The following is a 13,538-nucleotide window of genomic DNA, read 5'->3' on the forward strand; positions in this document are numbered from 1 at the left end:
GTCAGCTTAACGGCTTGTACTTGCGAATTGCCACACTTAGACGGTTTCTATGAGGATACTTTTTCTGGGTGACGTTATGGGCCGCGCTGGACGCGCGGCTGTTCAGCAACATCTGCCACGTCTGCGCGACGAATGGCGGCTGGATTTCGTGGTGATCAATGGTGAGAATGCCTCGAACGGAATGGGTTTGACCGGGGATCATGCCAAGCTGCTGTTAGATGCAGGGGCGGATTGTCTGACGCTGGGCGACCACGCTTTCGACCAGAAGGACATGTTGCAATTCATTGAGAGCGAACCGCGCATTGTGCGCCCCGTTAACTTTGCTAAGGGTGCTCCGGGACGCGGGCATCGTCTCTATACCGCCCCTGGCGGGCGCAAGGTTCTGGTTGTACAGGTGCTGGGGCAGGTCTTTATGAAGCGGCCCTTCGATGATCCGTTCTCGGCGATCGAGCCAATTCTGAAGTCGCACCCGCGCGGCGGTCAGGCCCAGGCGATCATCGTTGACATGCATTGCGAAGCCACATCCGAGAAGATGGCGATGGGGCATTACTGTGACAAGCGCGCCAGCCTCGTGGTTGGAACGCATACGCATGTGCCGACCGCAGATGCTCAGATCCTTCCGGGGGGAACAGCCTATCTGACCGATGCCGGGATGTGCGGGGATTACGATTCTGTCATTGGTATGGAAAAGCTGGAACCGATGCGCCGGTTCATCACCGGCATGCCCAAGGCGCGGTTTACGCCTGCAAATGGCGAAGCAACGCTAAGCGGTGTGTTCGTGGAAACCGATGATCGCAATGGTCAGGCAAAATCCGTGCAAATGGTGCGCGTTGGGGGTCGCTTGCAACAAGCCGGGCCGCAATAGCGCGACGTTGGGCTTGCCCTGCTGCCCGCAATACGGGAAACTGCCCGACGGGCGCGCAAGCTGGGCCAGGGTTCGGACTGAATACCACGAATGCAATTTCTTCAACTGACAGAAACGGGCAGCGCGATCGTGGCGCTATTGGTTGTCGCAGGCATGTTTGTCATGTTCCTGCGCGAGGCTTACCCGACCGAGGTTGTCGCCATCGCGGGCGTTGCCCTGATGCTGGTGACCGGTATCCTGCCCTATCAAAGCGCGTTGGCAGTTCTGTCCAATCCTGCGCCATGGACGATTGCGGCGATGTTCATCGTCATGGGGGCTCTGGTCAGAACCGGGGCATTGGATTCCTTTACCGCAACTGCGCAGAAACAGGCACAGGTTAACCCGCGTATCGCGATTGCCATGCTCATGGGGTTTGTGGTTCTGGCCTCGGCGGTGGTGTCAAACACACCCGTGGTCGTCGTGATGATCCCGGTTTTTGTACAGATTGCCCGCACGTTGAACGTGCCGGCCTCGAAATTGCTGATCCCGCTCAGCTATGCTGCCATCATGGGGGGGACGCTGACACTGATCGGCACCTCGACCAACCTGCTTGTGGATGGTGTCGCGCGATCTCAGGGTCTGGCTGCATTCACGATTTTCGAAGTCACGCCCTTGGGCATCGCAGTAGTGATCTACGGCATGATCTATCTGCGCTTTGTTGCGCCGCGCCTGCTGCCGGAACGCGACAGCATGGCCTCGCTTCTCAGTGATCGCTCTAAGATGAAGTTCTTCACCGAGGCCGTCATTCCGCCCGACAGCAACCTGATCGGGCGCGAGGTGACAGGGGTGCAACTGTTCAAACGCCCTGGCGTACGCCTGATTGACGTGGTCCGCGGGGACGAGTCTTTGCGGCGCAACCTCAAAGGGGTGACGCTTGAGGTTGGGGATCGCGTGGTCCTGCGGACCGAGATGACCGAGTTGCTGAGCCTGCAAAGCAACAAAGAGTTAAAGCGTGTTGATCAGGTTTCTGCAGTCGAGACCAAAACGGTCGAAGTGCTGATCACACCGGGGTGCCGTATGGTTGGGCGAACGCTGGGCGTGATGCGCCTGCGCCGCCGCTATGGTGTCTACGTTCTGGCGGTACATCGGCGGAACCAGAATATCGGTCGTCAACTAGACGACCTCGTGGTGCGGGTCGGGGATACTCTGCTGTTGGAGGGATCGCCTGCCGATATCCAGAAGCTTGCCGCTGATATGGATATGGTCGACGTGACACAGCCCTCGGCGCGTGCGTTCCGCCGCAATCACGCTCCGGTGGCGATTGGCGCACTTATCGGGATCGTCGTATTGGCTGCATTGGGTGTGGCGCCAATTCTGTTGCTCTCCATTCTTGCGGTCGCTCTGGTTCTGGTCACCCGCTGCATAGACGCGGATGAGGCGTTTTCCTTTATCGAGGGGCGGCTTCTGGCGCTGATATTCTCGATGCTGGCCATCGGGGCCGCGCTTGATAAGTCTGGGGCGGTTTCCCTGATCGTCGATGCAATCGCACCTGGGCTAAGTGCGCTGCCACCGTTCCTGATCGTTTGGGCCATCTATGTTTTGACCTCGGTGCTTACCGAACTCGTCTCCAACAACGCCGTTGCGGTAGTGGTCACGCCGATCGCAATCGGGTTGGCACAGGCCGTCGGCGTAGACCCAAGGCCGCTGGTAGTTGCGGTGATGTTGGCGGCATCTGCATCCTTTGCGACACCAATCGGATATCAGACCAACATGATGGTCTATGGTCCGGGGGGATATCGGTTTGTCGATTTCATGAAGGTTGGCATCCCCTTGAACCTGACGGTAGGGCTGCTTGCTTCGTTGCTTATTCCGATCATCTGGCCGTTGTGACACCGGCGCGAACCCGCCGGTTTTGCGCTGACGGTCTTGTAAAGGCCGATCCAGACACAATCTTTTCCTCTAGAACTTGGACGAAAGGACGGGATTATGCCTTTTCCAAAATTTGGTCAGTTGATCGTAATGGGTGCGATTATGGTGGCGCTGATTGGCAGCGATGTATCGGCTGGTTCGGTGACCGGTACCGCCTCCTATCGCGAACGGATTGCCGTACCTGAAGACGCGACGCTTTATATCGAGCTGCAGGATATATCGCTTGCGGATGCGCCAGCGGTAACGCTGGCTGCGCAGCGCTACGTGCTGAGCGGGGTGCCTGCCGAGTTTGAACTGACCTATGATGATGCTCTGATCCGTGACGGGATGACCTATGCGGTGCGGGGGGCAATATATCGTGGGTCACAACTGCTGTTTACGACCGACACGGTGTATCCGGTCCTGACCAATGGTGCGCCGGATACGGCCGACATTTTGTTGGTCAAGACGGACGGCCCCACATCGGCGGGGCTGGAAAACACAAGCTGGACGGCGATTGGTGTGGAGGGGGCCGTGCTGAACAGCGAACGCGCCCCGCAGCTTGAGTTTGCGCAAGGCGGTGCCTTTAGCGGCTCAGGCGGTTGCAACCGGTTCACCGGGCAGGCCGAGATTTCGGGCACTTCGCTGACGTTTCCAGACAATATTGCGGCCACTTTGATGGCCTGCCCACCCGAGATGGAGCAGGTCGAGGATCAGTTCTTTGCCGCGCTGCAAAACGTGGTGTCCTATGCGGTGGCGGGCGATAGCCTTGCGCTGCTGGACAGCGCAGGCGACCCGGTTCTGAAATTCATACGCACGCATTAATCAGGCCACAGCGCGCGACCGTCCTGCGTTGCGCCCGGAAAAGATGCAGCCGCCCAGAAATGTGCCTTCCAGTGCGTTGTATCCGTGATAGCCGCCGCCGCCGAAACCGGCGACCTCTCCTGCGGCGAACAACCCGGGAACGACCTGACCGTTTGCACCGATCATCTGACTGTCGAGGTTGGTCTGCAAACCGCCCAGCGTTTTGCGCGTCAGCATGTGAAGTTTGACCGCGATTAGCGGCCCATTCGCAGGATCAAGGAACTTGTGTGGTTTGGCGGTGCGGATCAACCTGTCACCCCGATAGTTGCGGGCCGCCAGAATCGCCGCCATCTGCGCGTCCTTGGTAAAAGGGTTGTCGACCTGTGAGTCCCGCGCTTCGATCTGGGCGCGCAAATGCGCCTCTTTGATCAGATCGCCACCCAGTTGGTTCATGCCGCTGACCAGTTCGGTCAGAGTGTTGGCAACGATGAAATCTTCCCCGTGTTGTTTGAAGGCCTCGACCGGCGCGGTGGCTTGCGATCCTGACAAAATGCGCTGACGGATAACCTCTTTCCAGCTGCCCGAGGTGAAATCCGGGTTCTGTTCCGACCCGGAGAGCGCAAATTCCTTTTTGATCACCTTTTGGGTCAGCACAAACCAGCTGTATTCATAACCGGTTTTCAGGATCTCTTTCAACGTGCCCAACGTGTCGAACCCCGGCAAACAAGGGGGCAACAGACGATTGCCGCGCGCGTCAAACCACATAGAGCTTGGGCCGGGCAGGATACGAATTCCGTGCGATGGCCAGATCGGGTTCCAGTTTTTGACGCCCTCGGTGTAATGCCACATCCGGTCGCCGTTGATCACATGCCCACCGGCCTTTTCGCTGATAGGGATCATCCGACCGTCAACGTGGAACGGCACGCCCGCGATCATGTCTTTGGGTGGTTCGCCCAGGCGGTCGCGCGGCCAGTTCTTGCGCACCATTTCGAAATTGCCACCAATACCGCCCGAACTGACGATGACCGAAGGAGCATAGACCTCGAATTCCCCGACCTCTTCCCGGTTGGTCTTGGCGCCATGCGCGGCTGCGTCCTCAGCCAAGACCTCTCCCGAGACGCCTTTGGCGCAGCCGTTTTGCATAATGATATGGCTGACTTGGTGGCGGAACTTCAGCTGGATCAGGCCTGTGCTGACATGTTCGCGCACGCGACGGATGAAATGTTCCAGAATACCAGGGCCGGTGCCCCATGTGATGTGGAACCGAGGTACCGAATTGCCATGTCCATCGGCATAAGAACCGCCACGTTCGGCCCATCCAACCACAGGAAACCATCGCAGCCCCATATCGTGCAGCCAGGGCCGCATTTCACCGGCGGCGAATTCGACATAAGCCTCGGCCCATTTGCGGGGCCAAGCGTCTTCTTCGCGGTCAAACTGCGCGCTGCCCTGCCAGTCACGCAAGGCCAGTTCGTGGCTGTCCCTGATGCCCATCCGGCGCTGTTCCGGCGTGTCGACCATGAACAATCCACCGAGGCTCCAGAACGCCTGACCGCCGAGGAAATGACCGGGTTCCTGATCCAGTATGATCACCTTTTTTCCGCGGTCGCCTAGCTCGGCCGCGGCCGCAAGCCCAGCCAGCCCAGCCCCAACGACAATGGCATCTGCGGTGTTATTGGACATGTTTTTTCCTCTCAGCTGCGGCGCAGCCAGGCGATAAATGGCAGGGCGACGACATACATCAAGATACCATAGACGGCCGATGGCAGAGCAAGAGGGCTTAGCCCGTTTTCCGTGCTGGTAATCAGCGCTGCCAATGTGATGCCAAGAGTCGAGTTTTGGATGCCAGTTTCGATCGAGATCGTCTTGCTCTCGTTCCATGACAGGTTCACGGCGCGGGCCAGTCCCAGCCCGATCAGCAGCAGCGCAATGTTCAGGGTGATCAACGCCGACCCCATCAGCCCCAAATTTTCGACGAACATTTCCCAGTTCCCGGCCAGCGCGGCGAGAACGATCAGGACGAAAAGAATCGAAGCCAGTTTGGACAGAGGGGCATCGACCCGTTCTGCGAATCCTTTTGCGAAATGCCGTATACTGACGCCGATAGCGACGGGCAGGGTGGTTATCAGGAACATCGCTATGGCGAGGCCGGTGATCGAAACCTCGGGTGCGTCCTCGCCCATGAAGTGATTGATCGACCATGCGGCCAATACGGGTACCGTCACCATCGACAGCAAGCTGATGATGGCTGTCAGGCTGACGGAAAGAGCGACATCACCCTTGGCCAGTTTAGTCAGGATATTGCTGGTAACACCGCCGGGGCAAAAGCTGAGGAGCATAACACCGACTGCTATTTCCGGTGGCAGTGCAAAGAGTTTGACCGTCGTAAATGCCGCAATGGGAAGCAAGATCACCTGGCAGAACGCCCCTATCGCAAAAGGGTATCGTCTGCTGACAACCCGGCGGAAATCGGCGATCTCAAGCCCGACACCCAAGGACAGCATGATTATGGCCAACGATAGTGGCAGGCCGACATTAATAAGCAGATCCAACTACAACTCCTCCCAAAGCCGTTCGGACCAGCGTAAGCGAGGGTCAAAGCCGCAGGCAACCGCGCCGTAGGGTCAGCCGTAGCGTTGGGCGAACCTGCGCAGGATTTCACCGGGCAGAGTGACATTGGCGGCGTGGCAAATGTCGATCAGACGCTGCGCATCTTCGGGCGGGAAATAGCCGTGGTGTTTGTAGATGGTGATACGTTCTTCAAAGTCGCGGGCATCAGCCTCGGGGTGGAACTGTGTGGCATAGACATTCTGGCCCCAGCGGATCATCTGGAAGGGGCAAGGGTCCGAGGCCAGCAGATGCACGCACCCATCTGGCAGGGATTGCACAGCCTCTTTATGGCCCACAAAAGCATCAAAACTCTGACCTAGCCCCGAGATCAGTGGATCGGTGGCACCGTCCTCTGTCACGTGGCAGGTTGAGGGGCCGACGGGCTCTCCGAACTGGTCCTTGCTGACATCGCCACCCAAATGCGCGGTAAGAATACCCAACCCATAGCAGCACCCCATGAACGGATGATCGCGCCCGGTGATCTGTGACATCAGACCCATGATGGCGGCTTCGGTGCGGGCATCCGTCGGCGATTTTGTCGCCGGATCATCGCTGACACAGCCGGGGCCACCGCCGACGATCACCCCGGCATAGTCGGTCACGTCCAGACCGTCGGGCAGGTCTTCGCAGTCCAGCCGGATGCGGTGGGTCTGTTCGGGGCTCAAGCCGGTTTTGTCCAGAATCGAGGCATATTCGGCATCCGACGCATCGGTTTCCGGGCGTAACTGCAGGATCAGAAATTGTTTCATGGAACGGCTCTTACCCGTCACAGCGGCCAGAACACAAGGATGGCGGGTATCGAAACCGCAATGATCAGGATTTCCAGCGGCAGGCCCATGCGCCAGTAGTCTCCGAACCGATAGCCACCCGGTCCCAGAACCAGCGTGTTGTTTTTATGCCCGATAGGCGTCAGGAACGCAGCAGAGGCTGCAACGGCGACCGTCATCAGAAACGGGTCGGGGGAAACCTCAAGCGTGCGGGCCATCTGAATGCCGACCGGGGCGGCCACAATCGCTGTGGCGGTGTTGTTCAACACGTCCGACAGGGTCATGGTGACCACCATCAGAACGGTCAGAATAGCCCATGCAGGCAGACCGTCAGTTAACTGGATCAGCGCATTGGCGATCAGTTCGGTGCCGCCCGAGGTTTCCAGCGCGCTGCCCAGCGGGATCATCGAGCCCAGCAAAACGACCACCGGCCATTCGATGTGAGTATAGAGATCCGCGATTGGCATGATCTTGGTCAGCACATAGGCAACCACAACCAGCCCCAATGCGACCGGCAGGTAGATCAGCCCAACACTGGCTGCCAGTACCGCGGTGGCAAACAGGCCAATCGCAAGCCACGCCTTTTCATTGGCGGTGACGTTCAAACCACGTTGGGCCAGCGGTAGGCATCCCAGCCATTCGGTCACATCGGCGCTGCGATCACGCGGGCACAGCAACAACAGGATGTCGCCAGCCTCAACCTCGGTTTTGCGGACCTGTTCAGTGATGCTGCGGCCCTGGCGCGAAATGCCCATCAAAACGGTGCTCTGCCGCCATGCCAATCCCAACCCCTGCGCCGTACGCCCGGTGATGCGGGCGTTTTCGGTCACGACAACCTCGACGACTTCCAGCCCGTCGCCTTCAGCGGTCAGAAGCTCCTGTCGACGTGTGTCCGAAAAATCCAGCTTCAGCGCCGCGCGGAATTCATCCAGCGCCTCGGGGCGGGCCTCAAGCACCAGCGCGTCACCCTGATTCAGTGTTGCATGGGCCGACCGGCCATAGCGGCGCTTGCCGTCGCGGATCAGGCCGATGATGGCGACGTCAGATTTCTCGGCATCTTCATAAAGCTCGCTGACCCGTTTGCCGATCAACGGCGATTCCGGTGGGACGGTTAGTTCTGCGATATATTCGGCCAGCGCCTCAGAGGTTTCGGTTTGCGGTCCCCGGTTCGGGATCAATCGCCAGCCCACCAGTGAGACAAAAGCAAGCCCGGCAATCGCAGCAATGCCACCCACAGGGGCGAAATCGAACATACGAAAGGGCTCGCCCAGAGTTTCTGCGCGGATTGAGGCGATGATGATGTTCGGTGGCGTGCCAATCAGGGTCGCCATCCCACCCAGAATTGTTGCAAAGCTGAGCGGCATTAGGGTCAGGCCGACAGCTCGTCCGGCTTTTCGTGCGGTCTGAATGTCGACCGGCATCAATAGGGCCAAGGCAGCGACGTTATTCATGAAGGCGGACAGAACCGCCCCGATACCGCCCATCAAGGCGATATGGGCCCCAAGGCCGCGTGACGCGTCAACCAAGGATCGCGTGATCAGGAATACCGCACCGGACCGGACCAGTCCGGCCGAAACGACCAGAACCAGCGCGACGATGATGGTCGCCGAGTGACCAAAACCGGCAAAAGCGTCATCGACGGGCACGACACCCAACACCACTCCGACCAGAAGCGCGGAAAACGCAACAAGATCATAGCGAAACCGCCCCCAAAGCAGCATTCCGAATACAGTGGCAAAGAGAGCGAAGAGTATGATCTGATCTGTCGTCATACCGCCAACATACTCGCAGAAGAAGCCGTCGCAAGCCGGTCTCTTGATCCCATGGCCCGCAAACGTCTATATGGGCGCCAAATACGCAAACACTATCACGAGGACGCACCATGGCAGGCCACTCCAAATGGGCCAATATCCAGCACCGCAAGGGACGTCAGGACGCCGCGCGGTCCAAACTGTTTTCCAAGCTGTCAAAAGAGATCACTGTTGCCGCTAAGATGGGCGACCCCGACCCCGACAAGAACCCGCGTCTGCGTCTGGCGGTGAAAGAGGCCAAGTCAAACTCGGTCCCCAAAGACGTGATCGACCGGGCGATCAAGAAATCGCAGGCGGGCGATGGCGACGAATACGAAGAAATCCGGTATGAGGGCTATGGCCCCAACGGAGTGGCCGTCATCGTCGAGACGATGACCGACAACCGGAACCGGACCGCATCGACCGTGCGCTCGACCTTTTCCAAGAATGGCGGCAATCTTGGCGAGACCGGCTCCGTCGGCTTTATGTTCGAACGCAAGGGTGAAGTGGTCTATCCAGATACGGTTGGTGATGCCGACACCGTGTTCGAAGCGGCCATTGAGGCAGGCGCGGAAGATGTTGAAAGCTCGGACGAAGGTCATATCATCTGGTGCGCCGACACCGATCTGAACGACGTCTCGAACGCGCTCGAGGCCGCGCTGGGTGAAACGGAATCCACCAAACTGGTTTGGAAGCCAAGCACCACGACCGAGCTGGGGCTTGAGGATATGCAAAAGCTGATGAAGCTGGTCGATGCGCTGGAAGATGATGATGACGTTCAGCGCGTCACAACCAATTTCGAAGCCTCGGATGAGGTGATGGCGCAGCTTTGATCTGCCCCGCATCTTGAGATTTGGAAACCCGGCCGTCAGGCCGGGTTTTTTGTTGGTTGGAGGATAGGGCTATTGGCCGATCAGGTTCGAACCCATAGGCTGGGTCGAATAGCTGAAGCAGTGAGTCAAAGAGCAGATGACCGAACCTCAATTTGATTTGGCCAAACGCAATGTGCCTGTTTTGACCGGGCAGAGCATTCTGTCGCAGGTCGCCTGGACCCTTGGCAGCCCGTCCATTGTCTTGCCATTTCTTGCGGTTTCGCTGGAACTTCCGATGTTCATCGCCGGCGCGCTGGTTTCAATCCGCATGGTCGGCAGCATGATCGCCGACGTGTTTCTGGCCCAAGTCATTGCGCTGCGCGAACAGAAGAAACGCAGCATCGCGATGACCGAAGTATTGATCGGGGCCTGCCTTGTCATGGCTCTGGCGGCGGCCGCGACGGGCAGTCTCGTGTTCACGGCTACAGCCTTTATCGCCGCATTTTTTTTGATCGGTCTCGTGGGTGAGATCCAGACATTGCTGCTTACTGACCTGCTGGGCGCGCACGTTCAGTCCAGGTCACGGATGATCATGCGATATCTGCAGTTAGGCGCCGGCGGATTGGGCGCAATCGGTCTTGTTCTGTTGGTCCATCAAATCACGCTGGGCAACCCTCCGTTTGCGCGCCATTCAGTTGTGATCGGAGTTGCAGTGGTGTTTTTTCTGTTGTCTGGCCTATCAATCCTGGCGATGTCCGAAGTTCCGCATCAGAAAATTTCCACAGCGCCTGAGGACGAAAGCAAAAGACATTGGTCCGAGTATTTCACCGATATTCTGGCGATGTTCAACCAGACCTGGTTCCGGCGCTATATGGTCATGCGCCTTCCGATTGTGGTTGTCAGTCTATCGGTTCCGTTCTTTGCCCTGATGGCGGCCGAGGCACATCACAGTTCGGCCAAAGGTCTTACCGCAATGATCATTTCGTCGGCCTCTGGATATCTGGTCTCTGCGCCTTTGTGGCAGTTTGTTAACCTGAAATCCCACCGGGCGGTCATGGTATCCGGAACTCTGATGGTGGCCTTGACCGGAGCAGGGCTGCTGGCGGTCCATTACCTCCATATCGGTCATCAAGTGCACACTCACGCGGTTGCCCTGTTTGTGGTGACCGTGGCGGTTACAGGCATCAGCAGTGCCCGAAAGTTGTATTTTCTGGATATCGCCCCGTTTGATCAGCGGGTCAAAGGGGCGGCTGCGGTGAAAAGCATCTCGCGGATTGTTGCGGTCATCGTGTCGGCGGCGCTGGCTGGTCTGGCACATATGCACGAGGTCTCGGCGGCGGTTTTGATCGTTGTCTTGGTGAGCCTGATCGCAGCTTTTGCCTGTTACCGGGTGGTCACGCCAATTCCTAAAGCGCCCGAGCCATCCTGATCGGCCAATCCTGTCTATCGTTGAATAAGCGCGTCGACAGCCGCGCGCTTTACAGCGGCGGTCAGCGGCGAAAGGGCCGAGGATAAGACACGCCCGACCTGCCAGGTCAGCGGAACATCAAGGGGCGTGTCTGGTATCAAGGGGCACAACAGGCCATCTGCCAAAGGCTTTTGTACCAGCTCAATCGGGTTCATTCCCCACCCGATGCCGGCGATCGCTGCATCCACAAACCCGTGTGAGGATGGCAGAAAATGCGATGGCGGGGAAATCTGGTGCCCAAACTCTCTCGCAAACCAGGCTTTCTGAAGACCGTCCTTTTGATTGAAGGTCAGGCACGGTGCTATGGCAAGGCTGCTTTTGGTTACACCGTCCCGGAACCATTTATGCATAAAACCTGGGCTGGCCGTTGGAATATACCTGAAATCCCCAAGTGGATGGGCATCGCAGCCAGAGACCGGTTGCCCTCCGGTGGTAACAGCCGCGCTGACCTCACCGCGGCGCAACCAATCGGCCGAATGGTCCTGATCATCAATTACCAGATCGAACAGCAATTCATCTGTTTGGGCCATCGCAGCGATGAACCATGTGGCCAAACTGTCTGCAGGAATTGCAATGCGCACCTGGGTCGGGCCAGAGGTTCCCTCCAACGCAAGTTCACGGGCCAGCTGTGCCTCAAGCAGCCCGATATCCTCGGCGTATCTGGCAATGCGCAAGCCGGCGGGTGTCGCTGTGCAGGGCGCACCACGAGTGATCAGAGCGGCGCCTATCCGATCCTCTAATGACTTGATCCGCTGCGATATCGCCGAAGGCGTCACCGACAGCTCTGTGGCGGCGGCGTCAAAGCTTCCGTGGCGTAGAATGGCCGAAAGTGCGGCAAGGTGATTGGGATCCAGCAACATTAGCAGAGCTTAACCAGGTGTAACTTCTTTAATTTGATAAATCGACTGACTGGCTCTAGTCAATCAAATCGAACACAGGAGGTTTCATGTCCGCATCTCTGATTTCCGGATTCGCTCTGGGCTTTAGTCTGATTTTGGCCATTGGTGCGCAGAACGCCTTTGTCCTGCGTCAAGGGCTGCGCCGCGAACATGTTTTTGCCCTATGCCTGACCTGCGCCGTATCGGATGCCATTCTGATTGCGGCAGGGGTTGCCGGGTTCGGAACGCTTGCTCAGACTGCTCCTTGGTTCGAGCCGGTCATGCGCTTTGGCGGGGCTGTGTTTCTGACCTGGTACGGGTTGCGCAGCCTGCTATCGGCCTGGCACGGCGGGTCTTCCATGGATGTCAGTGAAGGGACACGTTCAAGTCTGAGGTCTGTCCTGCTGACCGTGCTGGCATTCACCTGGTTGAATCCGCATGTCTATCTGGACACGGTGGTTCTGATCGGGTCGATATCTGCACAATATGATGACCGGTTGGCCTTTGCTATTGGAGCGATGCTGTCCAGCTTTGTCTTCTTCTTCTCGTTGGGCTACGGGGCAAGGATTCTGTCGCCGGTCTTTGCCCGCCCAAGGGCATGGCAGGTGCTGGATGTTGTTATCGGTTTTGTCATGCTGGCGATTGCGGCCAAGCTGGTGGCGATCTGAGGTCTTGTTCCCGCCTGTGTTTCGGTGTTGAACCGTTAACATGACAACTCAACCTAACACCTATCGGCCATTGGCGGGAATGTTCTGGATGTTTTCCGCCGGTCTGTCCTTTGTTGTCATGACTGCGCTCGTCAAATCTCTGGGCACCTCCATGGACCCGATACAGGCCGCATTTCTGCGCTTTGTCTTTGGGTTGGTGTTCCTACTGCCAGCGTTAAGGCTGATCGTTACGACACCTCTGACACGTAGGCATCTGACACTGTTCGGCATCCGCGGGGTGGTTCACGCCATTGCCGTGATGCTGTGGTTTTTTTCCATGACCCGAATTCCGTTGGCCGAAGTCACGGCCATGAACTACATGACGCCAGTCTATGTCACATTGGGTGCTGTGCTGTTTCTAGGCGAGAAACTAGCCTTCCGCCGGATTGCCGCCATTGGTGTCGCATTGATCGGTGTCGCAATTATTCTCCGACCTGGGTTTCGGGATATCTCGGTTGGTCACGTGACCATGTTGGGGACTTCGTTGACGCTTGGTGCATCCTACCTGCTGGCCAAGATGCTGGTGCGAGATCTGCCGCCCTCGGTCGTGGTTGCACATATGTCCATATGGGTGACGATGGCGCTGATACCTTTCGCCATTGCCGTGTGGTCCCCGCCAAGTCTCCATGATTTGGGTGTGCTGTTTCTGGTTGCCTGTTTTGCCACACTTGGACACTATCTGATGACCTTGGCCCTGCAGGCCGCCCCCGTAGCAGTGACGCAGCCCGTCACATTCTTACAGCTGATCTGGGCCACGCTGGTTGGGGCGTTGGTTTTCCACGAAAGCGTAGATTTGTGGGTTGTCGCCGGGGGCACGCTGATTCTGTTGGCAGTCAGTTTTATTGCCTGGCGCGAGGCCGTGTTGAACCGCAGCAGCCTGACGACCCCCAGTATTGCACCTAAACTCTAGCCGATTTCTGCCGAAAAAACGTTATTAATTGACGAGTCAA

General features: G+C 57.9%; 12 protein-coding genes. 7 read left to right on the top strand and 5 right to left on the bottom strand.

Annotated elements, in window-relative coordinates; translation table 11 throughout:
• Window positions 1-49 precede the first annotated feature (49 nt).
• The 3 genes from AC2FJV_RS04350 (at window position 50) to AC2FJV_RS04360 (ending at window position 3,577) form a co-directional block, all read left to right on the top strand.
• The gene (locus AC2FJV_RS04350; RefSeq protein WP_142636761.1) at window positions 50-865 is read left to right on the top strand and encodes a TIGR00282 family metallophosphoesterase; all 816 of its coding nucleotides are present in this window, start codon (window positions 50-52) and stop codon (window positions 863-865) included.
• A 90-nt stretch (window positions 866-955) separates the two neighbouring features.
• Window positions 956-2,734 (top strand): SLC13 family permease, encoded by a 1,779-nt coding sequence (locus tag AC2FJV_RS04355; protein ID WP_496689672.1) that lies wholly within the window; start codon window positions 956-958, stop codon window positions 2,732-2,734.
• 96 nt (window positions 2,735-2,830) lie between these two features.
• Window positions 2,831-3,577 carry a YbaY family lipoprotein gene (locus AC2FJV_RS04360; RefSeq protein ID WP_496677719.1) on the top strand — a complete coding sequence of 249 codons (747 nt, stop codon included), beginning with the start codon at window positions 2,831-2,833 and terminating at the stop codon, window positions 3,575-3,577.
• Here the strand turns inward: AC2FJV_RS04360 and AC2FJV_RS04365 are convergent, their stop codons facing one another.
• From AC2FJV_RS04365 to AC2FJV_RS04380, 4 genes are all read right to left on the bottom strand, one after another.
• Window positions 3,578-5,239 carry an FAD-binding dehydrogenase gene (locus AC2FJV_RS04365; protein WP_496712797.1) on the bottom strand — a complete coding sequence of 554 codons (1,662 nt, stop codon included), beginning with the start codon at window positions 5,237-5,239 and terminating at the stop codon, window positions 3,578-3,580.
• 11 nt (window positions 5,240-5,250) lie between these two features.
• On the bottom strand, window positions 5,251-6,108 hold the full coding sequence (locus AC2FJV_RS04370) for a bile acid:sodium symporter family protein (protein ID WP_496690945.1): 858 nt from the start codon (window positions 6,106-6,108) through the stop codon (window positions 5,251-5,253).
• A 72-nt stretch (window positions 6,109-6,180) separates the two neighbouring features.
• Entirely contained in the window at window positions 6,181-6,915 is a 735-nt protein-coding gene (locus AC2FJV_RS04375) for a glutamine amidotransferase (RefSeq protein ID WP_496712799.1), read from the bottom strand.
• Between the two features lie 17 nt (window positions 6,916-6,932).
• Window positions 6,933-8,705: an SLC13 family permease gene (locus AC2FJV_RS04380; protein WP_496712801.1), complete on the bottom strand. Its 1,773-nt coding sequence runs from the start codon at window positions 8,703-8,705 to the stop codon at window positions 6,933-6,935.
• 110 nt (window positions 8,706-8,815) lie between these two features.
• Between AC2FJV_RS04380 and AC2FJV_RS04385 the strand changes: the two genes are divergently transcribed.
• Window positions 8,816-9,556 carry a YebC/PmpR family DNA-binding transcriptional regulator gene (locus AC2FJV_RS04385; RefSeq protein ID WP_142636775.1) on the top strand — a complete coding sequence of 247 codons (741 nt, stop codon included), beginning with the start codon at window positions 8,816-8,818 and terminating at the stop codon, window positions 9,554-9,556.
• 136 nt (window positions 9,557-9,692) lie between these two features.
• Complete coding sequence (locus tag AC2FJV_RS04390) at window positions 9,693-10,964, top strand: permease (RefSeq protein WP_496712803.1); 1,272 nt, start codon at window positions 9,693-9,695, stop codon at window positions 10,962-10,964.
• Window positions 10,965-10,978: 14 nt separating this feature from the next.
• On the opposite strand, the gene AC2FJV_RS04395 is transcribed toward AC2FJV_RS04390, so the two are convergent.
• Window positions 10,979-11,863 (bottom strand): LysR family transcriptional regulator ArgP, encoded by an 885-nt coding sequence (locus tag AC2FJV_RS04395; protein ID WP_496712805.1) that lies wholly within the window; start codon window positions 11,861-11,863, stop codon window positions 10,979-10,981.
• Between the two features lie 86 nt (window positions 11,864-11,949).
• Between AC2FJV_RS04395 and AC2FJV_RS04400 the strand changes: the two genes are divergently transcribed.
• Window positions 11,950-12,549 carry a LysE/ArgO family amino acid transporter gene (locus tag AC2FJV_RS04400; RefSeq protein ID WP_282021478.1) on the top strand — a complete coding sequence of 200 codons (600 nt, stop codon included), beginning with the start codon at window positions 11,950-11,952 and terminating at the stop codon, window positions 12,547-12,549.
• Window positions 12,550-12,589: 40 nt separating this feature from the next.
• Window positions 12,590-13,498 carry a DMT family transporter gene (locus tag AC2FJV_RS04405; RefSeq protein ID WP_496689676.1) on the top strand — a complete coding sequence of 303 codons (909 nt, stop codon included), beginning with the start codon at window positions 12,590-12,592 and terminating at the stop codon, window positions 13,496-13,498.
• Window positions 13,499-13,538 lie beyond the last annotated feature (40 nt).

This window comes from Ruegeria sp. CDSA241, from assembly GCF_059611265.1.

Bases quoted from the DNA above. Each gene is read 5' to 3' on its own strand.
- AC2FJV_RS04385 (WP_142636775.1), top strand. From the start codon at position 8,816: ATGGCAGGCCACTCCAAATGGGCCAATATCCAGCACCGCAAGGGACGT.
- AC2FJV_RS04395 (WP_496712805.1), bottom strand. From the start codon at position 11,863: ATGTTGCTGGATCCCAATCACCTTGCCGCACTTTCGGCCATTCTACGC.
- AC2FJV_RS04355 (WP_496689672.1), top strand. From the start codon at position 956: ATGCAATTTCTTCAACTGACAGAAACGGGCAGCGCGATCGTGGCGCTA.
- AC2FJV_RS04390 (WP_496712803.1), top strand. From the start codon at position 9,693: ATGACCGAACCTCAATTTGATTTGGCCAAACGCAATGTGCCTGTTTTG.
- AC2FJV_RS04405 (WP_496689676.1), top strand. From the start codon at position 12,590: ATGACAACTCAACCTAACACCTATCGGCCATTGGCGGGAATGTTCTGG.
- AC2FJV_RS04375 (WP_496712799.1), bottom strand. From the start codon at position 6,915: ATGAAACAATTTCTGATCCTGCAGTTACGCCCGGAAACCGATGCGTCG.
- AC2FJV_RS04360 (WP_496677719.1), top strand. From the start codon at position 2,831: ATGCCTTTTCCAAAATTTGGTCAGTTGATCGTAATGGGTGCGATTATG.
- AC2FJV_RS04380 (WP_496712801.1), bottom strand. From the start codon at position 8,705: ATGACGACAGATCAGATCATACTCTTCGCTCTCTTTGCCACTGTATTC.
- AC2FJV_RS04400 (WP_282021478.1), top strand. From the start codon at position 11,950: ATGTCCGCATCTCTGATTTCCGGATTCGCTCTGGGCTTTAGTCTGATT.
- AC2FJV_RS04350 (WP_142636761.1), top strand. From the start codon at position 50: ATGAGGATACTTTTTCTGGGTGACGTTATGGGCCGCGCTGGACGCGCG.
- AC2FJV_RS04365 (WP_496712797.1), bottom strand. From the start codon at position 5,239: ATGTCCAATAACACCGCAGATGCCATTGTCGTTGGGGCTGGGCTGGCT.